At 58.9% G+C, this 21,261-nt stretch carries 16 protein-coding genes and 1 riboswitch; of the genes, 5 read left to right on the top strand and 11 right to left on the bottom strand.

What is annotated here, in order from left to right; genetic code table 11:
- Window positions 1–118 precede the first annotated feature (118 nt).
- Complete coding sequence (locus tag O3S81_RS23070; protein ID WP_269347028.1) at window positions 119–1,081, top strand: glycosyltransferase family 32 protein; 963 nt, start codon at window positions 119–121, stop codon at window positions 1,079–1,081.
- On the opposite strand, the gene O3S81_RS23075 is transcribed toward O3S81_RS23070, so the two are convergent.
- On the bottom strand, window positions 1,073–1,816 hold the full coding sequence (locus tag O3S81_RS23075; RefSeq protein ID WP_269347029.1) for a polysaccharide deacetylase family protein: 744 nt from the start codon (window positions 1,814–1,816) through the stop codon (window positions 1,073–1,075). The two genes, O3S81_RS23070 and O3S81_RS23075, sit on opposite strands and share 9 nt — an antisense overlap.
- Complete coding sequence (locus tag O3S81_RS23080) at window positions 1,813–2,910, bottom strand: glycosyltransferase family 4 protein (RefSeq protein ID WP_269347030.1); 1,098 nt, start codon at window positions 2,908–2,910, stop codon at window positions 1,813–1,815. The genes O3S81_RS23075 and O3S81_RS23080 overlap by 4 nt, the downstream gene beginning before the upstream one ends.
- Before the next feature lie 127 nt (window positions 2,911–3,037).
- Between O3S81_RS23080 and O3S81_RS23085 the strand changes: the two genes are divergently transcribed.
- Entirely contained in the window at window positions 3,038–4,378 is a 1,341-nt protein-coding gene (locus O3S81_RS23085) for a nucleotide sugar dehydrogenase (protein WP_269347032.1), read from the top strand.
- Between the two features lie 4 nt (window positions 4,379–4,382).
- The gene (locus O3S81_RS23090) at window positions 4,383–4,865 is read left to right on the top strand and encodes a class I SAM-dependent methyltransferase (protein WP_269347034.1); all 483 of its coding nucleotides are present in this window, start codon (window positions 4,383–4,385) and stop codon (window positions 4,863–4,865) included.
- A 32-nt stretch (window positions 4,866–4,897) separates the two neighbouring features.
- Here O3S81_RS23090 and O3S81_RS23095 read toward each other — a convergent pair whose 3' ends face one another.
- The 4 genes from O3S81_RS23095 to O3S81_RS23110 all read right to left on the bottom strand — a co-directional run bounded on the left by O3S81_RS23095 (window position 4,898) and on the right by O3S81_RS23110 (window position 11,127).
- On the bottom strand, window positions 4,898–6,592 hold the full coding sequence (locus O3S81_RS23095) for an adenylate/guanylate cyclase domain-containing protein (RefSeq protein WP_269347035.1): 1,695 nt from the start codon (window positions 6,590–6,592) through the stop codon (window positions 4,898–4,900).
- Window positions 6,593–6,859: 267 nt separating this feature from the next.
- Entirely contained in the window at window positions 6,860–7,720 is an 861-nt protein-coding gene (locus O3S81_RS23100) for an MBL fold metallo-hydrolase (RefSeq protein WP_269347037.1), read from the bottom strand.
- A 190-nt stretch (window positions 7,721–7,910) separates the two neighbouring features.
- Window positions 7,911–8,366 (bottom strand): cyclic nucleotide-binding domain-containing protein, encoded by a 456-nt coding sequence (locus O3S81_RS23105; protein ID WP_269347039.1) that lies wholly within the window; start codon window positions 8,364–8,366, stop codon window positions 7,911–7,913.
- Window positions 8,367–8,409: 43 nt separating this feature from the next.
- Window positions 8,410–11,127, bottom strand: a complete 2,718-nt coding sequence (locus tag O3S81_RS23110) for an ABC transporter transmembrane domain-containing protein (RefSeq protein WP_269347041.1) — start codon at window positions 11,125–11,127, stop codon at window positions 8,410–8,412.
- A 344-nt stretch (window positions 11,128–11,471) separates the two neighbouring features.
- Between O3S81_RS23110 and O3S81_RS23115 the strand changes: the two genes are divergently transcribed.
- Window positions 11,472–13,292, top strand: a complete 1,821-nt coding sequence (locus tag O3S81_RS23115) for an alpha/beta fold hydrolase (protein WP_269347043.1) — start codon at window positions 11,472–11,474, stop codon at window positions 13,290–13,292.
- On the opposite strand, the gene O3S81_RS23120 is transcribed toward O3S81_RS23115, so the two are convergent.
- The 5 genes from O3S81_RS23120 to O3S81_RS23140 are packed head-to-tail and all read right to left on the bottom strand — an operon-like array spanning window position 13,260 to window position 19,048.
- Window positions 13,260–15,716 (bottom strand): glycosyl hydrolase 2 galactose-binding domain-containing protein, encoded by a 2,457-nt coding sequence (locus O3S81_RS23120; RefSeq protein ID WP_269347045.1) that lies wholly within the window; start codon window positions 15,714–15,716, stop codon window positions 13,260–13,262. The genes O3S81_RS23115 and O3S81_RS23120 overlap by 33 nt on opposite strands.
- Window positions 15,713–16,696, bottom strand: coding sequence for a DUF1839 family protein (locus O3S81_RS23125; protein WP_269347047.1), 984 nt, complete (start codon window positions 16,694–16,696; stop codon window positions 15,713–15,715). The genes O3S81_RS23120 and O3S81_RS23125 overlap by 4 nt, the downstream gene beginning before the upstream one ends.
- Window positions 16,697–16,702: 6 nt before the next feature.
- Window positions 16,703–17,611, bottom strand: a complete 909-nt coding sequence (locus O3S81_RS23130) for an amino acid--[acyl-carrier-protein] ligase (RefSeq protein WP_269347049.1) — start codon at window positions 17,609–17,611, stop codon at window positions 16,703–16,705.
- 4 nt (window positions 17,612–17,615) lie between these two features.
- On the bottom strand, window positions 17,616–18,797 hold the full coding sequence (locus tag O3S81_RS23135; protein ID WP_269347050.1) for an acyl-CoA dehydrogenase family protein: 1,182 nt from the start codon (window positions 18,795–18,797) through the stop codon (window positions 17,616–17,618).
- Window positions 18,797–19,048 (bottom strand): acyl carrier protein, encoded by a 252-nt coding sequence (locus tag O3S81_RS23140; protein WP_003504852.1) that lies wholly within the window; start codon window positions 19,046–19,048, stop codon window positions 18,797–18,799. Before O3S81_RS23140 ends, O3S81_RS23135 begins: the two co-directional genes overlap by 1 nt.
- 182 nt (window positions 19,049–19,230) lie before the next feature.
- A riboswitch (TPP riboswitch) is annotated at window positions 19,231–19,342 on the top strand.
- Between the two features lie 95 nt (window positions 19,343–19,437).
- On the opposite strand from O3S81_RS23140, the gene thiC reads away from it, so the two are divergent.
- Window positions 19,438–21,261 carry a phosphomethylpyrimidine synthase ThiC gene (gene thiC, locus O3S81_RS23145; RefSeq protein WP_269347054.1) on the top strand — a complete coding sequence of 608 codons (1,824 nt, stop codon included), beginning with the start codon at window positions 19,438–19,440 and terminating at the stop codon, window positions 21,259–21,261.

Raw genomic sequence — 21,261 nt, forward strand, 5'->3', positions numbered from 1 at the left:
CTATGCCTCTGAAACATCGAATTGTTTAGCAAATTCAAAGCCGGCTGCCGAAATGCGGCGGCTTGCCTGATGGCGCCTGTTTCGTGATATGTTGACGGGCGCTTTTGAATGAGGATCCATGTCCGACAAGAAATATTATGACGCTGAGCTCGATAAAGCCCGGCAGTTGCAAAATGATGGCCGATATGGCGAAGCCAACGCGCTTCTCTTATCGCTGGTTGCAGCAAAGGACGCGCATCTGATGGGTGAGCGAACCGTGCTCGGCCTGCCGCGCCGTCTGCATGCCGCGCGGCTGCGTCTCGCCAAGGCCGAAGGCGATCTGGTCGCCAGGGTCGGGTATCAATATACGCTGGTTCCGCCGCCGCAGGCGCTGGCAAAATATGCCCGGTTTTCCGCCGAAGAACGGCGCATGATCAATCTCAAAAGCCGGGAGGATGTGCCGCGGCTCATTCACCAGATATGGATCGGGGAAAAAGCTCCGCCGGTATCGGTCAAAGCCTGGGCTGCCCATGCCGCAACGCACGGGTACGATTATCGCCTCTGGCGGGAGGACGATCTTGAGCGGGAGGGCGTGTTTTCGAACAGCATCTTCAACAGGATGCTGGGCGAGGGCGATTATCCCGGCGCGGTGGATGTGGCCCGCTATATCCTGCTGGAACGTTTTGGCGGCATCTATCTCGATTGCGACTGGTATCCGGCGCGCGACGATGTGAGTTTCGATTCCTTCCTGCCCTTGGCGGGGCTGACGGCGTTTGACGAAAAAACGCCGCGCGATACGGGGCAGGGCAGCACGCTGCTTGCCAATTCCTTCATCGCAGCACCGGCCGGACATCCGGTCTTCCGCAAGATGTTGCAGGCTTTTCCGGGTGTCATCGAGGAGATGCCGCGTGCACCGGCCTGGTGGTCGACCGGCCCGCTGATCTTCACCGTCATCGCCCGGGCGGGCAGCATCAGCCTTGCCCCGGCGGCGTTCGTTGCCGCGTCACTTCCCGACCGCGCGCCGTTTGAGGAGGTGGAGGAGGTCAGGCAGAAACTTGCGGCCGACGCAGGCGGGATACTGATCGCCTGGAAGTCATGGTGAAATTTCGTCGACGAGGTCTTTCGAGGAACGCCAGCGGGCGGCGGGATGCCCGGCGGTTATTTCGAAAAGCCGTCGCAGGAAGCGCCAGACATTGTCATCATGCACAAGATGATGGGTAAGGATACCGGTCTCGCCGCCTTCTTCGGCGGTGCGCAGGATGCGGGCGGCGGTCTCGGCAAATAAGATGTCGTCGTCACGGCCGCCACGGCTGCCGTGCCAGTCGATCACATCGACATGGGTGTTCACGCAAGGCGGCACGGTGTTTTTCTCTGGACCGTAAACGGATAAGGCCCGATATCCGAGATCGGCCAACCCCTTGACGATACCGGCATCGATGCGGTTCCATGGCGGCACGAGCATCGGCACCAGACGTCCGCCATGCAGGTCGTGGAGCTTATCCAGTCCGGATTGCAATTCATCGAGAACGATGTCCGGGTCGCGATGCGATCCGAGTTCCTGTTTCTTTTCCTTGGCTCCGGCATAATTCACATGGGACCAGCCATGGACGGCGATCTCAGCGATATCCGAGACATCCAGATGCGTTGCAAGCTTGTCCGTCGTCATCTCGGGAATAACCGCGAGTGTGACTGGAACGGAAAAGCTGCCGCAAAGATCAAGCAGCATGTCGAGCGCCTGTGTCGGCTCCACTGCATCATCGTCCCGGAGCCAGAGATCGGCCTTTATGCCGCGTCGGCTGCATTCATCCAGTGCCGCGACGAGTTTTTCCAGACTCATGATCTTCGTGCCTTTGCCTGCATTAGGATATGGTTCAGTTTCGTTGCGGCGTTTTCCAGAGATCGTTCATCGATGACGAACCGGCGGGCCGCTTCTGCCAGTTCCTCACGCTGCCTGTCATCACCGAGCAGGGTCCGTATCGCCTCGGCATAGGCGGCTGTATCATTTTCCGGTGTCAGTAATCCTGTCGTGCCGGATTTTACCACTTCGGGAACGCCGGCCACTTTTTCGGCCACGACGGGCAGGCCAGCAGCCTGTGCTTCGAGATAGGCGAGACCATAGGCCTCGCCATGGCCCGGCCAGACATAGAGGGACGCTTTTGAAAGAAGTGCCGCAATCTCCGTTGCGCCTTTTTCCCCATGCCAGACGAGGCGGTAATCGGGAAACGTGCTGAACATGGCCTCTACGGCTGCGCGTTCCGGGCCGTCGCCGACGATATCCAGCGTCCAGTCGAGATTTTCAGGCAATAAGGCCAGCGCTTCGGAAAGTGTGCGATAGCTTGAGAGCTTGTCGCCCGCCCGCATCATGGCGACGGTGACGAGCCTTCCATGCTCCGGCCGCGGTGTGTTGTGGAGAAACGCTGCGGCTTCGATGAAGGGCGGCAACATCGCCCATTGCAGGGTTGGGGAAGCGCGCACCAGCCCTTCGCGATCCCGCGCGGTGAAGCAGATATTGACCGCAGCCCCGTTCAATGCGGCGAGCAAATCATCCTGAACCGCCTGCCAGCCCATGCCGTTGCGCTTCGGCGAATAGGATGCCTCGGCGGTCACATAGGCGATGCCGAAACGTCGCGCCAGTTCCGGGCCGAGCAAATCAGGGGCCTTGTAATAGGGGTGATAACAAAACCAGAGGTCCGGTGCGCCCTCCTGCCGCCAGTGCCGCGAGATCGTTTCGATTTCGCGCTCGGCGGCTTCGGCGAGCGACGGCCGCGCCGGATCGTCCGGCTGTTTCAGAAAGCTGCGCAGTTCCGAGGCGACAAAAACGTCATGGCCGCCCATCGTCATCGCTTTCATCAACAGTCGGGCCATCAGCCGGTCGCCGGAGGGAACGGGATGGTTGGGTGATTTGAGCGGCGAATAAAAGGCGATCTTCATGCCGATGGTTGTGCGTCGCCGGCAGCTTGGGCGTCAACCGGAATTTGAAAGGCCCGAGCCTTGACAGGTCAGTCATTCTTGCCCAACTGAAAGGCATCTTTTGCACATGCGCGGAGCGTGACACGCTTTGACTTCTCCAGACATTTCCCAGACCCTGCTTTCCAGCATTGAAAACAAAAGTGCCAAAGCGGGGGTGATCGGCCTCGGCTATGTCGGCCTGCCGCTTGCCATGACGGTTGCCAAGGCCGGCTTCAAGGTCGTCGGTTTCGACATCGACCCCGGTAAAATTACCGCGATCGAAGCGGGCCGCAGCTATATCGAGGCGGTTTCGGATGAGGTGCTGGCAAGTGTGCGGCAGGATGACGGTTTCGCTGCCACCAGCGATTTCTCCAGATTGGCCGAATGTGATGTGATCGCCATCTGCGTGCCGACGCCGCTGACGAAATATCGCGAGCCGGACCTTTCCTATGTCGAAAAGACCTGCCGGGAGATCGCCGCCCATCTGCGCAAGGGACAGCTTGTGGTGCTGGAATCGACCACCTATCCCGGCACGACCGACGGGGTGGTGAAGACCATTCTGGAAAGCACCGGCCTCGTCTCCGGCGTCGATTTCTTCATCGGCTTTTCACCTGAGCGGGAGGATCCCGGCAATCGCGATTTCGAAACCTCGACCATTCCGAAGGTCGTCGCCGGTGACGGTGAGGCCGCCGGAAAGCTGATGGCGGCATTTTACGGCTCGGTGGTGAAGAAGATCGTTCCGGTCTCGACCAATGCCACGGCGGAGGCGGTGAAAATCACCGAAAACGTCTTTCGTGCCGTCAACATCGCGCTCGTCAACGAACTCAAGGTCGTCTACGAGGCGATGGGTATCGACATATGGGAAGTGATCGATGCGGCGAAAACCAAGCCGTTCGGTTTCATGCCGTTTTATCCCGGTCCGGGTCTCGGCGGCCATTGCATACCGATCGACCCGTTCTACCTCACCTGGAAATCGCGCGAATATGAATTGCCGACGCGGTTCATCGAGCTTGCCGGCGAAATCAATACCGGCATGCCGCGCCATGTCGTCGGGCGGGTCGCCGAAGCGCTCGATATCCATTCCGGCAAGGCGCTCAGCCGCTCCAAGGTGCTGGTGGTCGGTCTCGCCTACAAGAAAAACGTGCCTGACATTCGCGAAAGCCCGTCACTGAAGCTCATGGAGCTTATTCAGGAGCGCGGCGGCGAAGCGGCCTATTTTGATCCCTATGTGGCGGAAATTCCGAAAACCCGGGAATATAGCCACCTTATGGGCATGAAATCCGTATCCTGGGATAGTGAGACCATCGGCGGCTTCGATGCCGTTCTTGTCGCGACCGATCACGACAATGTCGATTATGTTGCGCTCAGCGACTGGGCGCCGCTGATCATTGACACGCGGAATGTCTTCGCGCGCCGGGACATTGCCGCAAAACACATCATCAAGGCCTGATATTATGAGCAGACTGGACAGCTTCATTCGCCGGTTAACCGCGCAGCGCGATATCCTCAACCATGTCGAGGCCGATCTTGATCTGCCGGATGAGGGCGCGCTCATGGAAATCGGGCTTGGAAACGGGCGCACTTTCAATCATCTGCGGGAACTGTTTCCCAACCGCCGCATCATCGCTTTTGACAGGGCCATGGGTGCGCATGCCTCCTCCGTTCCACCGGAAGAGGATCTGGTGATCGGTGAAATCTCGCAAACCGCTCCGGCTTTCATCGGCACAGATGCGGCGATGGTGCATGCCGATATCGGCACGGGCTATCCGGAAAAGGATGCCGTCACCCTGACATGGTTGCCCGATCTTGCCGCGGGCATGCTGGCGAAAGGCGGTATCGCCATCAGCGGCCTGCCGCTCGATCATGCCATGCTGAAACCGCTGCCGGTGCCGGAAAGCGTGCCGACGGACCGTTATTTTCTCTATCGGAAGATTTGAGGCCGAATAGCCCGGCCGCAGCAGCGCCGGGCTTATAAATAGCGCTCGCTCTCTTCCTTGGAGAGCAGAAACACTTTCATCTGCGAGTTTCGCCCGCGAATGGCGATATCTTCGCTTCTGAGATCGGCAATATTCTGTCCCGCCTGAATGAGGGCCGGTTCGGAGACCACGATGGCGGCACCGAATTCCTTCGCCTTGGATTCGAGCCGGCTTGCTACATTCACCGTGTCGCCGATGGCCGTCAGGGTTTTTGCGGCGCCATATCCCATGACGCCGACGATGGTCGGGCCGGAATGAATGCCGATCACGACTTCCAGACGGACGGCGAATTGTTTCTCCAATCCCTCGTTCAGGATTGCGATATCCCGCAATATAGCTGCTGCCGCCTTCATGGCGTTGCGGCAGGCGTGTTCGGCGTTGTCGCCCAGTCCGAAAAGGGCCATGGCGCCATCGCCGATGAATTTGTCGAGGTGGCCACCGGCCTGTTCGACGGCCTGGCCGACGATGGTGAAGTAGCGGTTGAGAAGAAAGACCACATCATAGGGCAGCTTCGCTTCCGACAGCGTGGTGAAATTGCGCAGATCGCAGAAGAGGATGGCGATTTCCTCTTCCCGACCGGGCCGGGCAGGCTGCGCATCCGCCGGCAGGTCGCTCTGCTGTGGCGGTGAAACGAGAAGTGCGACGTCAAGATCGCTGGTGGGGCGTAACTGACAGCCAAGCCTAACGTCCGAATCGGCATGGATGCGCCGCAATGTGGTTTGTTCGATATCGCCGGGCGGCGGAAGCGGGCCCTTGCTGCTGAGAACCTTGACCCGGCAGGTCGAGCAGCGCCCCTTGCCGCCGCAGACGGAATAATGCGGGATGCCGGCAATTCTGCTGGCTTCCAGAATGCTGAGCCCGGCCGGGACACGCGCCTGCGCGCCATGTTCGTAGCGGATTTCAATGGCGGTCAGCCGCTGCCGGAAGCTGCGCGCGCCACGCAATAAGAAGACCAGCACCACCGCCCCGGCGAAAATCGCTTCCGTCGTGCCGGTGATGAACTGGATCCGGGTCTCCATTTCCCGCTGCAGCGAAATTTCGTCTCGTTGCACGGTGTTATCGGTGAGCCCCGGAGGAAGCGAATATTTCCGATCGACCTCTTCAAGCCAGCGGCCGGCATCGCTGAAACCCAGCAGTGCCAATAGCGGCAGCATCACAGCCACCGTCATGAACAGGCCGGCAATTTTCGGATACCAGTTCCGATAACGCAGCCAGAAATAAAGGCCGATACATCCGTGGATCCAGATGACGATCAGGGCGAGGCTTTGCCAGGCACCGCCGATGGGGTTGTTGATCCAGAGCCGGCGAACGATTGTGTAATAGCCGATGTCGATGCCGTAGAGCATGTGCGACACGCGGATATTGACGGCGTGGCCGATGATCAGAAACGGGATCGACAGGCCGAATATCACCTGAAGCGCTTCGCGCAGCGGCATGCGCAACGTTCTACGCAAATAAAGCGAGCGCAGGACAAGACAGACATGCACCACGACCGAACCATAAAAAAGCAGGCTGCTGACGGGATTGAGCCAGATCAGGCTGAACCATTTTCGCGCCCGTTCGGCGGTATCGATGGAGATGAGTGCGAGGGAATGATTGGAAAGGTGGGAAAAGACGAAAGCAAATATGATGAGGCCGGATGAAATCCGGGCGCGTCTCAAATTGGTCTCCGAAAAGAAACGGATCATGCAAATCCCATCAGATGGCCGTTCGGCGTCAAGTCATGCAATATGTAGTGGCGATCCCTTAGACCGTCTGTCACATTTCCGGATGGAAAATCGAGCCCCACTGTTCCTGGAAATACCCTAAATGCAGGCCGCCTCATGGCAATATCGTGGAGCAATCGATCGGATTTGGTCAATTGTGCGTGTTCGAACCCACGCGTGGCCAGGGACGTTCATTCCGTATGTCGAAAAACGGCAGGAACCTGAACTTTCGCCGGCGCCAGGCTGTGGTCAGAGTACGATGATCTGGCCGTCCATGGCTGCGAATGCGCCGCTAAACTGTGCTTTCGCCTGCTTTTCGATAGTGTCCAGCTCCTCGTCGCTGCGGCTTGGTGCGTGGTGGATGAAGCCGACATTCTTTGCGTCGGCGAGTTTGGCGAGCCGGATCGCCTGCTGCCATGAGGAGTGACCGTAACCACGGTAAAGGCCCATTTCCTCATCGGTGAACATGGCGTCGTAGAGAAAAAGATCGACGTCCCTGATGAGATCGAGCACGGTTTCGTCGATGCTGCCCGGCTCATGTTCGGTGTCGGTAATGATGGCCAGCGACTTGCCTTCCCAGTCCAGCCGGTATCCGATGGCGTTACCTGGATGGTTGAGCATTCCGGTTCTGATCGAGAGACCGGGATGCACATCGAGCACGTCGCCCGCCTTGAAGTCCCGGGTCGCGATCTTGGCGCAGCATATCTCCAATGGCACGGGGAACCAGGGCGGGCTCATGAAATCCTTGAGCATTTCCCGGGTCGTCATGGCTCCGGCGAGATGGCCCGACCAGATCGCGACATCATTGGAGCTGTTATAAAAGGGCTTGAAATAAGGAAAGCCGACAATGTGGTCGTAGTGGCAGTGCGAGAAGAACAGATTGACGTCGGTAATGCCTTCCGCCCGCAGGGCAAGACCAGCGGGATGCAGGCCCGAACCTGCATCGAACAAAAGAACGTGATCGCCGCACCTTACTTCGATGCAGATGGTATTCCCGCCGTATTTTCGGAAGTTTTCACCTGAAACGGGAAGCGTTCCCCGCGCACCCCAGATCTTTACCCGAAAATTTCTATTACTTTCCCGACTTGCTGTGTCGGAATCGAACACCATGACACACCCCAATAACAACGGAATCTTGCACGCTTTCCTCCCATGAAGCCCGTTGTCTCTACAGATTCTTATATCCGCCCTTTTGGGCGGATGCCCTTTACCTCTTATTCAGTCAGCATTTCATTTATATTGCAATAGTACGACATTTATTTTTCCAATATCGCCATTCAAGGTAGCAAGGAATTGCCGTTTATGTCTTGGCGCCTGCGCGCGCTTTGCTCAGCTCAGCCGTCGTCTGGGTAAGGCGTTCGGCCAGAACGCGCATGACCTTGATGGTGATATCGGGGAAATCGGACATGAGCTTGAAGAACTGTTCCTTGCCGATGCGTAGGGCTTCCACATTGGTGGAGGCGCGGATGGTCGCGGTTCTGACGCTGTCACAGAGGATGGCGATTTCGCCGACGATCGCGTTGCCGGTCATCTCGGTCACTTTCAGCGGTCCCGATGGGGAGTCGACCAGCACATCCACTTTTCCGGTCAGAAGGACATAGGCCGCATCGCCGACATCTCCCTGCCGGAACAGTATATCGCCGGCGTGATAGGAGACCCGGTCGGATGCGAATGCGAGCAGCTTGAGCTTGGACGGTTCCATTTCCGAAAAAAACGGAACCCTTTTCAGCATCTGAATTTCGTCTTTAAACAGCATTGCTTTACCCTGTTCTTGTTCCACCTCGGTCACCTTCTTGGATTTATGTTGCGACCATGTCCTTGAATGTACCGTTTTCCTCGGCGAGAGTCTCGTAACTTCCGTCGGCGGTGATCAGGCCCTGATGAACGACGATGACCCGCTCGAACATGCGCGAGAGGTGGGCGTTCGACAGAACCCATACGATGGACGGGTTATTGTTGTTCTGTTTCAGGAGTGTGATGACCCGTTCGACAATCTCCTCCTGCTGTCGGGGATCGAGGCCGGGAAGGGGGCGGTTGAAGATGTAATATTCGGATTTGCGGATGAGTGCCCGCGCAAGATTGAGCTTCTGGCGCTGAAGCGGGCCGAGCCGCTTGCCGCCGGCGCCCAGGTTGAAATCCAGCCCCACCGCCAGCACGCGCTCATAAACGCCCTGCATGCGCATGACATCCGCCACGATGCGGGTAATGCGCCGCGAGGCGTCGGTATAGCGATGGCTGACCTTGCCGAAGAGAATATTGTCGAGAAGGCTGGTGGCGCTCATGTATTTGGTCGGATCGTAGATTTCGATCACGTTTTTCAGGCTGTCGGGCAGGTTCTCATGGAACATGTGCCGGACCTCGACGATCCGGTTCATGATTTCCGGCGAGAGAAGACCGAAACGCTGGCGAGGTTCGATGTAGAAGAAACTCAGCCGCAGCATTGCGCGCTTTTCGCTCTCATTGGCCTCGTCGAAGCTCTTTCCCTGAAGCCGCTGCAGCATCTGCTGATAGACCGGGATGTCATCAGGCGTCATGAAGGTGAGCTGCTGGAAGAAGGGGTGATCTCCCGGCAGGTCGGCGAAGATTTCCACGATGTTTTCGGCAATGGTGTACCCCATTTCAAAGAGGGTTTTGACAAGGCCGGTCTCACGCATCAGCGAGCGGAAATAGTCGCTTTCGATGACGGTTCGGATCGTTTGGGACGGGTCCCGCATGGTGCCGAACAGCAGGTTTTCACCCACCGTCGCTTCGCTGTTGTAGCTCTCCAGTTCGAACGGCGCGATGAGGCCGCTCAGATTTTCCCGTTCCAGTTCGGCGCGCAGCACATGTCGCAGTTCAACGATGCGGGCGGCCAGATGCAGGTCGGTCAGGGGATCGATTGACGAGCGCAGGGCAAATTCCAGAATATCCTGTGACAGTTCCACGCTATCGAGTACGGCGAGAACGGCCTTGATGAGATTTTCCGGCTTGCCGTCGCCGGCCGGGCTCGAGGCATAATCGATCCATTCGCTGTTGATGTCGATCAGCGGATTACCCGCCATCCGCGCTTCGTGGATTTCCCACTTGCGGTGCTCAAGTGCTGCGCCTTCATAGTCCTTATCCACAAGCGGCGCATGTTTGAGGCCGTAAAGCAGATTGTCCTTCAGGCTGGCGTGGAAAAAATAACTGTCCGAGGAGACGTAGGAGATGCGCCGTCCGGTCAGCGATTCCGGCAATTCCAGGATATCGACGTCATTGATGCTGATCTTGCCGGAGGTCGGCCAGAGGGTGCGGCCGATCGCATCCGCCAGCGCCTCGGCGCCCGAGCCACCGACGATGGCGATCACTTCGCCAGGCTCGATCTTCAGCGACGCCTGCTCCAGAAGCCGGCTGCCGCTGTCGTCCTCGAGCGTCAGATTTGCGACGACGAGCGGCGCGGTGATGGCCGCGACGGCGCCGGGGGATAGTTTCTGCACCTTTTCGTCGATCATGTTCGGAGCGTCGAACTGCTCGAAGACCTGCTCATATTTCACCTGCACGTCCTGACGCGCCTGATCCCAGTCGATCAGTTCCTTCAGTGGTCCGGGCAGTTCCTTATAGGCGTTGATGACGGCGACGAGCTGGCCGACATCGAGGCTGCCCTTCAGGGTGAGATAACCGCCGAGCGCATAAAAGAAAAAGGGCGTGAGCTGTGCCAGGAAGTTATTGATGAATTTGACCAGAAACTTCCACTGGTAGAGATCGTAACGGATCTTGAAGATGTCGCCGAGCCGGTGCGAGGCATCGGCGCGCTCGTAATTCGACGTGTCATAGGCATGGATTGTGCCGATGCCATCAACCATTTCGCCGATGCGCCCGGCCAGCTGGCGGGCGCTGAGCTGCCGCTGGCGACCGAGTTCGATCAGGCGACGGCGCATCTTCGGGATAATGCCCACCTGGATTGCCGCCATGAAAGCCGCGATCAGGCCGAGCCAGAAATTCTGCACGAGAATGAAGAAGAGCGCAGAGAGCGCCTGTCCGCCGAGAAGTGCCGGCTGTACGAAGGCGTCGCCGGTAAAACCGCCAAGCGGCTCCACCTCGTCCTTCACCATGCTGGAGATTTCAGCGCCCTTTACCCGCTTGAAGTGGGTTGGCGGAAACCGCAGGATCTTGTCGATGAGCTCGAAGCGGATACGCCGCAGCAGCCGCTCGCCAAGGCGGCCCTTGTAGGTATTGATGTAATATTTGAAGAGCCCGTTGATGATGACGAGCGCAAGGAACGTCAGGCTGAGCGCCATCAGCATCGACATGCGGCCGAGTTCAAGCCCGGGGAATAAGGTCACGGTGCCCCAATAGGGAATATCGACCGTGAGATGCATGAAAAGCTGCGTCGCGTTCGCCCCTTCAAAACCATCCCCCTGGATAGGCCCGTTGACGATCTGCTTGGGCAGGTCGAAAGCAAGGAAATAGGGGATCATGGACAGGGCTACGATCAGCAGAATGAAAAGCTGCTGCCGCCTCGTGTGCGACCAGATATAACGCGTAAGGCTTTGTTCCATATATAACTTCTATGACCTGTCGGGCGGGGCCCGGCGTGTTGGTTTGCGCGATGTCTAGACGATCCGGTGGCCGGGTGGCGCAACCTCCTCCTGCAAATAGGTATGGGATTCGCTATTTATCAGTATATTCAAGCGGTTTCGAGCAAAATAGCGGTCTCGTCGGGACTTGTCCGTCGCTCCGGTGATTGTTTTTACAACGTATGGATGGCAGGCGATATAAATACGACTATATTTTTAGAGTTCTCTAATATTGTTGTTTTTATTGTAGCGCAGGCGTTATGACGCTTCGATACAATGATCCCGTAATGGTTGAGCCAGACACTGGCGCAATGATGGCAAGGTCGATGGCGATAGATATTTCAGAGCGTGCAGGCGGCAACCCTTTCCTTGATGCATTGCCGCTTGCCGGCGTTGACTCAAAAGGGGGCGTTGCGCATCCCGTGTCTTTTGAAGGGCTTGCGGGTATTTTTCATCCGGCGCGCAAGGATGTAAGGCAGGCCCATGCCGTTCTTTTCGTCAGCCCATGGGGCATGGAAGAGCTATGCAGCCGCAAGTTTCAGCGGGTTCTGGCTGAGAGGCTGGCGGCTCGCGGCGTCGCGAGCCTGCGATTTGATTATCTTGGCGCGGGTGATGCCTTCGATCCGGATGATGCCGGTCGCGCGGCGGACTGGCTTTCAGACACGCGTGCCGCGCTTGCCTATCTGAAGCGTCTTTCCGGATGTGCCGAAGTGGTTGTCGTTGCGCAGGGCCTCGGTTGCCTGATCGCGGCGCAGGCGCTTGCCGGTCTCTCCGAGGCCGGTTCCATGGCGTTCATGGCGCCGGTCGTTTCCGGCCGTGCCTATCTGCGCGAACTGGCGATGTGGTCATCCATGATCGATGACGGCCTTGGCCTTCGGCCTGCGCAACGCCTCGCGGAGGCTGGGGCGATTGCGGGCATGAGCATGCCGGCGGGTGTTGCGGATGCGATCAAGAAGGCCAATCTTTCCAATATGACTGCCGCTCCGGCGCACGCCATTCTGGTTCTGTCGCGACCGGGCCGTGTGACCGATGCCGATTTTGCCCGGCATCTCGCCACGATCGGCGGTCAGGTGGAGGAGGCGGAGTTTTCAGGCTATGACGATCTCATCTCCAGCCCCACGCTTTCGAGAATATCCAGCGATGTGGTGAACCGGCTGGTCGAGTGGGTTCTGTCCCGGACTCATGCCGAAAGCCCGATGGTATCGGGGGAAAGTTTCATCCTCAATGTCCCGCAGCGCGGCCGTGGTTTCGTCGAGCAGCCGGTGCAGTTCGGCGAAGGCGGGCGGCTTTTTGGCGTGTTTTGCGGGCCGGATGACCGGGACATGGTGTCTTCGGTTCTTCTGCTGGGTGCTGCCTATGACCGGCATGCGGGCTGGGGCAGGCTTTCCGTGCAGATGGCCCGTTCCCTGGCGCGCGAGGGCGTGGCGTCGCTGCGCTTTGACGCAGCCAATATTGCCGACAGTCCGCCCGTCCAGAACGTGCCCGATCAGGTTCTCTATGATGCCGCGCAGAATGACGACGTGGCCGCCGCGCTCGATTTTCTCGGCAGGCGCAGCACGGGGCCTTTCATTGCGGCGGGCCGGTGCAGTGGCGCCTACCTCGCCTTTAACGGCGCCCTTGCCGATGATCGGATCGGTGCCGTGGTCGCGGTCAATCCGGTAGTCTTCCATTGGCGCAAGGGCCGCTCGGTGGATGAAGCGCTGCACAAACGGCCGCGTTCCTTCGGGGAATACAGCCAGCGTTTTCGCCAGAGCGCGACATTCAAGCGTCTCATCAGTGGCGATGTCGATGTGGTAAGCGCCGGTCTGAACATCCTCAAGGCGACGATGAAGCGGCTTTCGACAAAAACCGCAAGGTTGTTCCGCAGGGGCAGCGAGGAAGGGCGTGCCGTTTTCGGCGCTTTCGACAGGCTGAAGGCGAAGGACACCACCATTCGTCTGCTCTATAGCGACAATGACGATGGTCTCGAGCATTTCCAGTATTATTTCGATGCCAATGGTGAAGGGCTGGCAGCCTATCGCAATGTGTCGCTGACCATCATTCCCGATGCCGACCACAATCTCTCCACACCGGAATCAAAGAAAATCTATATCGAAACGGTGAAGCAGCTGGCTCTAGAAGGAAAACCGCCGGCTGGAACCCAGTGATACGACCTCTCCGGAGGGAGGGGTTTCGGTTGCCGCGGTCTCCGGCAGAAGGTTGATTTTTCTGGTTTCGCCGGGGCCGAGATGGAACCAGTTTTCCAAGGCTCGATACCCTTCCGCCGCGATATGGACGGATTGTGCCAGCCGGTCCGTGCCGATTTCGAGGCACCAGTTGCCATCCGTTTCGCTGGTTGCGACCTGAAGGTTTGCCGCATGCAACGCCTTTTTCCGACCGAGCGGAAAATGGAACGCGTCGGCGATAACATGCCCGGTCCCAATATCCCGAAGACGGGCGACCGTCACATCATGGGATGGCGGGCCGAAACGATAGGCATAGGTCGTATCGAAAAATGCGCCGAACAGGTCGGTTGCGGTAATCGTCTGGCTCTGTCGCGGCAACAGGGTGAGTGGCCGTTTGGCATGAACGACGGGCTGGATGCCTTCGCGCAGGCAGGTCAGTTCCAGCATGACGTTCGGGCTATCGCCGGTTTCGTTGAGGATGTGAATATCTAGCCCGTTGGTGCCTTCATCGGAAAGGCTGACCTGAACGGGGCGGAACGCCCTTTTCAGCGCATGCCAGACGGATTTGGGCCTGCCGGTGGCATCGATGATGCCCCAGCCCGCGCCGGGAACGAGGTCCTGCAGCGTCCAGACCAGCGCGCCCTGACAGGAGGAGCCGTTGCGCCGCCATTCGGCGAAGGTCGCTTCCATCACCTCGGCCGTCGCGGCGCGCGACATGTCGAGATAAAGGCTGCCATCTTCCCGCCGCAGCACATCCGGTTCAACCTCGTAAAGCAGCTTCAGATAGTGGTCGCGGACATCCTCGAAATCCCAGGAGGCGCCGCGGTCACGCGGTGCTCGGGCTTTCCATCGCGGATCGTGAACGGCAACGCCGGGAAGATATCTGTCCAGCGTTTCCTGTTCGGGAATATTGGCGAAGGCCAGACACTCGGCGGCAAAACGCAGATCGGCGCGGCGGGCATCTTCCAGCGGCCGGCAATAGGCGCCCACGCCGTAATAATGGCCGACGCCGGCGTTAGGAAAAAACGGCAAAGCGCCGCCGGAAGGGGAATTGGCGACATAGGCCGCACCCGGCCGTTTTTCGGCGAGCAGTTCCGGCAGGACCTCCTCGGTGAGCGCGCCCTTCCATATCTGCTCCGGCAGGCCAAGCATTGCGCCCTGCTGGTACATTTCACTGCCGCCGCAGAAAACAGTGAATGATGGAGAAAGCGCCGTCGCTTCAAGGAACTGCGAGATTTCCGCGACGATATGCTGGCGCAAGCCGTCATCTTTCGCCGGATAATCAAAATTGGCGAGCATGGCATCCTGCCAGACCATGATGCCGAGTTCGTCGCAGAAGGCGAAGAATTCCGGCGTTTCATAGGCCATGGTGCCGCCGATGCGGATCATGTTCATGCCGGCTTCCGCGGCTTTTCGAAGCCAGGGCTCATAGTCCGGCGTTGTTCCCGGCAGGCGGACAATGTCGGCTGTCGTCCAGACCGCGCCGCGGCAGAAGACGCGCTCGCCATTCACCTTGAGGCCGAAACCTTTGCCGTCATCGCCGTGATCGACCTCGACCCGTCGGAAGCCGGTGCGTCCAACGTGATGTTGCGTGCCATCCAGTTCCAGAACGACGTCGTGCAGAGCCGGCATGCCATGGGTATGCGGCCACCATTGCTCTACATTGGATATGCGCAGTTCGCCGGAAAGTTTGCCGTTCTTGTCCTGGGAAAGGTCGGTGCTGTAACCGGCGCAGCCAAGCCGTGCCGTTTTTATGGGCCGGTCGGTTTCCAGCGCGATGCTCATCGTTCCCGTTCCGTCCGCGTCCAGCGAAGACCGGAGCGTGCAGAGCAGTCCGTCCTGCCTTATCAGGCTGATGGGCCGCCATGGGCCGGCGGCATGGACTTCCGGGCACCAGCCGGGCATGTAGCCGAGCGCCGTAGTGCGGATCAGCCGCAGCCCTTGTGTATTCATCATCTGCGGCCGCCAGCGGGCGCGCGGACCGGTTTTTTCAAGCCGGGGGGCGAGCGCGCGAAAGCAAATCGAAAGCTCATCCGCGCCTGTCAGCTCGACGGGCACTTCCAGCCTTTCGAACATGCTCTGGCTTGCGGCAATCAGCCCGCCGTTGAAGAAAATTTCGGCAATGGTGGCAAGACCATCGAAGCGCAGGGTCGCCCGCTCCCGGGCGTCGGAAATCATCGTCAGCCGATACCAGGCGTCCCTGTCATTCAAGGCGACAGGGGCGAGGCGATCGAATTTCCCAGCGTTTTCCAGAGCCTGTGCGACGGTGCCGGGAACGGAGACATGCAGGCTTTCAAGCGATGCCGGAATGTCGGAGGGTGTTTCGCAGGCATCGGCGGGTGTCAGTGTCAGCGTCCAGCCTTCACTCAGCAATTCCTCGCTTTCGCCGGGAAGATAGGTCCTCACGCGGCCTCGCTGGCATTGGACAGTTTTTCGCCAAGGCTTTCCATCAAGCCATCCCATGCATCCGCGGCCGGATCGAGCACAGTGGCCAGCGCATCGAATTTACGGCGGGTGACGGCGCGGGCAAGCTGGAACTGCACGGTTTTGGCAACCTCCGAGATCTTGAGCGCGTGGTCTCTCGCTTCCGAAAAACCATCCGCATCCAGCCATTCGAAATGGCTCGCTGCCAGTTCGAAATTGGCGCCGAGCTGCCGCAGCGTATTGAACGCGTATTTGTGGAAGAAGCCGAAGGGTCTGTCGGCGACCTTTTCCACCTGGGCCGGAAATACTTTTGCAAAAGCCCGGACCGGGTTGACGGAGGGGCGCCTGGAAAAATGAAACTTCAGTAGCCGTTCGGCCGTCTTGCGAATATGCGCGGCAGAAGGAGTGACGTCCGCGAATTTCGCAAATTCGGTATAGGGCAGGAAAGGCGGGTCGGTCTCGGCCAGATGATGCTGGAACAACCCATCAAAGTCCTCGCCGGAGAGATGGAAAAAGCCGGCATTGTGGAAATAGTCTAGTTCCCGCTTTTCGAGATCGAGCCGGTTGATGGCGATGGTAGTCTTGCCGTGTTCCTTTTGGTAGCCGACCCCATGGGTGTCGGGCATATAGAAGCTGTCCATCTCGATCAGGCAGATGCGGCCGCGCTCCAGCTGCGCCTCGATGTGGTCTTCCACCTTATCGAAGATCGCAAGTTCGGTGGCGCGAACGCCATAAAGGGCTTCGAGGTCTTCCAGCGGCACCTTGAAAAAGGTGAACTGGTCGCCTTCGAAATCCTGCGTCAGGGTGAAACCGAACATGGCTTCCGGGGATAAGCCTTTCGAGGCCAGTACCTCGATCCATAAATCGATGTAGCAATTGGTCTCCGGCCACATTCTTTCCGAGGAATGAAGCGGATGCTGCACATAGTTTTTGGGATCGAGGCCCGGAAAAATCTGCCGCATGGATAATCAGCCCCAGAGGGTTTCCACGACCTTTGCAGGCCATTTCTTCACGTCGAGACCGTGATGCGCAAACAGGGCCAGCGCGATGCGCTCCAGCCCGAAACCGACGCAGGCGGTGTGGGCGACATCGCCATTCTGGAGGTTGAGACCCCATTTCTGGCCGAACGCATCCTGATGGTAATTGAAGCTCATGCAGGCCGTCGGGCTGGTCGTTGAGGTGACCGGGATCAAGAGTTCGAATTTCAGGTTCTGGTCGCGCTGGTTGTTGGCCAGCATCTTGCCAGCGCGGCCGAAGAAGGGATCGTTGGCGACATCGATCGTAACGTCGAGCCCGACCGCTTTCATCATTTCCACGCCTCGATCCATCCAGCTCTGGCGGAATTCGGTAACATCGGCCTCCGTGCCCATGCAGACATATTCGCGCATGCGGAAAAGCTGCTGGCGGGCGGGGTCCTTGGAAGGTTCATGGCGGAAGCAATAGGACTGGATGTCATAGAGGCCGCCACCGGCCGGCAGGGCGCCGCGCTTGGCGATCGTCGGATAAAGCGGGTAGCAGGCCGCCGGCGTCAGCACGATGTCGGTGGCTTTCTGGTCCTTGGTCCAGTCGCCGCCCTCATCCATGGTTTTCAGCAGGCTGACATGGTCGAGCTCGCAGCCGCAGAAGGAATGGACCGTGCCGGCGAGCTGCGGGAAGCTCTTCATGTAACCGCTCTTTTCGAAATAGGCGCGGTTGATGCCGGGCGGAAAACGGATTGCTTCGGCGCCGTCGGCACCGCCGGTGCGGTCGATCAGCCGCTCGAAGGCGGCAATCACGTCCTCGAACTGGCCGCTGCGCCCATAAAGACCGTCCACACCCGTTTCAATCAGCAGGCCTTCTTCGAACAGTCGATCAAGAAACGATGTTTGCATGTCCATGGTCTTATCCCAAGAGGCTGGTGTCCTGCTTATGAACCAGCAGGAGATTGGCGGAATTGCCGAGAATACGGTCGTTGGAAATCATCAGCCGGGCGGAATGCGCGTCGCGCAGATGCCGGCCGAGGCTGTAGGGCGTGCCGTTCTTGTAGCCCATGATGCCGCAGACCAGCATGGCATGGTCGATGATCTCGAGAATGGTTTCCGAAGAGCAAATCTTCACATTGTTCATGGCCACCGCAAAGGCCATCGACATCAGCTTTTCCGGGTCGCTCTTGGTGTCCTCGTAAGCCTTGATGCCGGCAATGATGTTGGATTTCACCACCTGCAGCTTTGTGGAGACTTCCGCAAGGCGGATGGCGCCCGGAGGGGCGGTGCCGGGCGATTTGCGCGCTGCGGCTCTGACGAAGGATTGGGCGCGCAACACGGCGTCCGAGGCAATGCCATACCAGACGGCGCTCCACAGGAGATGGGAGCTTGCCAGCATGGATTGTGCGGCGATTTCCGCGAAAGGCTTCGGGAAGATCTGTGCCGCCGGCGCTTCGCCGCGGAACAGGAAACCGTCCGAACAGGTGCCACGCATGCCGAGCGTATCCCAGACATGGGTCTTTTCAAGCGTGTACTGGTTTTTCAGAAACACGGTCATCACCTGATCGGCGGGCGCGGCATCCTTGTGGGCGCGCGAGGTGATGAGGATGGCGTCGGCATTGCTGCCATAGGAAATGACGGTGGCATCCTTTTCCAGCCGGCAGGAATCACCCTCGACTTCGATCGCGCAGATGGAGTTGCGCAGATTGCCGCCGATGCCGCCTTCGGTGGTGGCGGAGCCGAGCAGAAGCTGTTCGCCGGCAACGCGGCGCATGAAGCCCGGATGCCAGGTGCTCTCCACGCCATGTTCCACCAGGCTCGACAGCTTGATGTGGTGCATGGCGAAAATCATCGCGGTTGCCGAACAGGCCTGGCCGAGCCGGGCGCAGATATCGGCGATTTCCTGCAGGGAAGTGCCTTCGCCGCCCAGCGAGGAGGGGACCTGGATGCCGAGCAGGCGCTCCTGCCGCAGGGCATTGACGGCTTCCTCAGGGAAGCGGCCGGTGATATCCACCTCATCTGCATGTTTGGCGGCAATTGCCGCGACACGGCCCGCGCGCGCGGACAGAGTTTCATCCTGCGGCGCAACGGTCACGTTCATCAGGCTGCCTCTTTACCATCCAGAATGAGCTTAACGGTGTCTTCAATGGCCTTGATGCTGGCGAAAGACTTGCGGTTCAGCAGGTTATCGGGAAATTCTATATCGAAAGCTTCTTCGATACCCAGCATCAATTGCACGGATGCGAAGGAAGAGAGGCCCGCCGCATAAAGATCGGCCTCATCTGCAATCGTATCGACAGGGGTTGGAAGCTGGCCGAATTTGGCCAGTATTTCACGTATAGTCGCATTCATTCCGACGTATCTCCCATGAATTTCACATCAGGATGGTTTGTGCTTATCGTTACGTGGCAAACGATAATATTCGCCTAAACCGTTAGGTTAATTACAACTAACGGCAGCATGCGCCATTCCCGCACCTTTGCCAAGCGTTGATCGGCGGCCTTGACAAAAGCCGAGCGGTGTTTTTTGCTGTGATCATTCACCAGGGGTGTCCCGTCAAGGGGCTGAGATTCTGCTTTCATGCGCAGTGACCCGTTGAACCTGATCCAGTTCATACTGGCGTAGGGACGGTGCAAAGATCGAAGGTCGGCTGGCGTCAGGACGTCCGGTATCGGCACTTCGGTATTTTCCATCATTCCGGCTCGAACTGGGTCTCCACAGTCAAACTTTGGAGCCTCAAGATGAATATCGTTGCCAAGACCAACCCGCTTGTCGTCACCACCGGGCCGCATGCTGCCTCCACGAAAATCCATAAACCCGGAATTTTACATCCGCATATTCGCGTGCCGATGCGAGAGATCGCGGTGCACCCGACTGCGGGTGAACCGCCGGTCACGGTCTATGATTCCTCCGGTCCCTATACCGATCCGACGCATCCGGTTCTGATCGAAAAGGGTCTGCCGCGCCTGCGTCACGACTGGGTTGTGGCGCGCGGTGATGTCGAGGCTTATGAGGGACGGCACGTCAAGCCGGAGGATAACGGCTTTGCCACCGGCGAGCGCCTGACGCCCGAATTTGCCATGCGCCACCAGCCGCTGCGAGCCACGGCGGGCAAGGCGGTGACGCAGCTTGCCTACGCGCGGGCGGGCATCGTCACGCCGGAAATGGAATTCATCGCCATCCGCGAAAATCTCGGCCGCGAGGCTGCGAAGGAAAAGCTCGCGCGGGACGGCGAGAGTTTCGGCGCGCATATTCCCGACTATGTCACGGCGGAATTCGTGCGTCAGGAAGTGGCGGCCGGCCGCGCCATCATTCCCGCCAATATCAACCACTCCGAACTTGAGCCGATGATCATCGGCCGCAATTTTCTCGTCAAGATCAATGCCAATATCGGCAATTCCGCCGTCACCTCCTCCATGGCGGAAGAAGTGGAGAAGATGGTCTGGGCCATCCGCTGGGGTGCGGATACCGTCATGGACCTGTCTACTGGCCGCAACATCCACAATATCCGTGAATGGATCATCCGCAATTCGCCGGTGCCGATCGGCACGGTGCCACTTTATCAGGCGCTGGAGAAGGTCAACGGCATTGCCGAGGATCTTACCTGGGAGGTGTTCCGCGATACGCTGATCGAGCAGGCGGAGCAGGGGGTGGATTATTTCACCATCCATGCCGGGGTGCGGTTGCATTACATCCCGCTCACCGTCAACCGCGTCACCGGCATCGTCTCGCGCGGCGGGTCGATCATGGCCAAGTGGTGTCTGCATCACCACAAGGAAAGTTTCCTCTATGAGCATTTCGAGGAGATTTGCGACATCTGCCGCGCTTACGACGTCTCCTTCTCGCTGGGTGACGGCCTGCGTCCTGGCTCGATTGCCGACGCCAATGATGCGGCGCAGTTCGCCGAGCTGGAAACGCTGGGCGAGTTGACGCAGATCGCCTGGGCGAAGGATTGCCAGGTGATGATCGAAGGCCCCGGCCATGTGCCGATGCACAAGATCAAGGAGAATATGGACAAGCAGCTGAAGACCTGCGGCGAGGCGCCCTTCTACACGCTCGGGCCGCTCACCACAGATATCGCGCCCGGCTACGACCACATCACGTCAGGCATCGGCGCGGCGATGATCGGCTGGTTCGGCACGGCAATGCTCTGCTATGTCACGCCGAAGGAACATCTCGGCCTGCCGGATCGCAACGACGTGAAGGTCGGCGTCATCACCTACAAGATCGCTGCCCACGCCGCCGATCTTGCCAAGGGCCATCCGGCCGCGCAGGTGCGGGACGATGCGCTGTCACGCGCAAGGTTCGAGTTCCGCTGGGAGGACCAGTTCAACCTGTCGCTCGATCCGGATACGGCACGTTCCTTCCATGACGAGACCCTGCCGAAGGAGGCGCACAAGGTCGCGCATTTCTGCTCCATGTGCGGGCCGAAATTCTGCTCGATGCGGATTTCCCACGATATCCGCGCCGAGGCACAGAAGGAGGGGCTTGAGGCCATGGCCGCGCGTTTCAAGGAGGGTGGCGAGCTCTACATGCCGCTGCCGGCGTCCGCTAGCGCCGAATAA

Origin of the sequence: Agrobacterium sp. SOY23, from assembly GCF_027212525.1 — a bacterium.
Classification (GTDB): Bacteria; Pseudomonadota; Alphaproteobacteria; order Rhizobiales; family Rhizobiaceae; genus Agrobacterium; species Agrobacterium tumefaciens_I.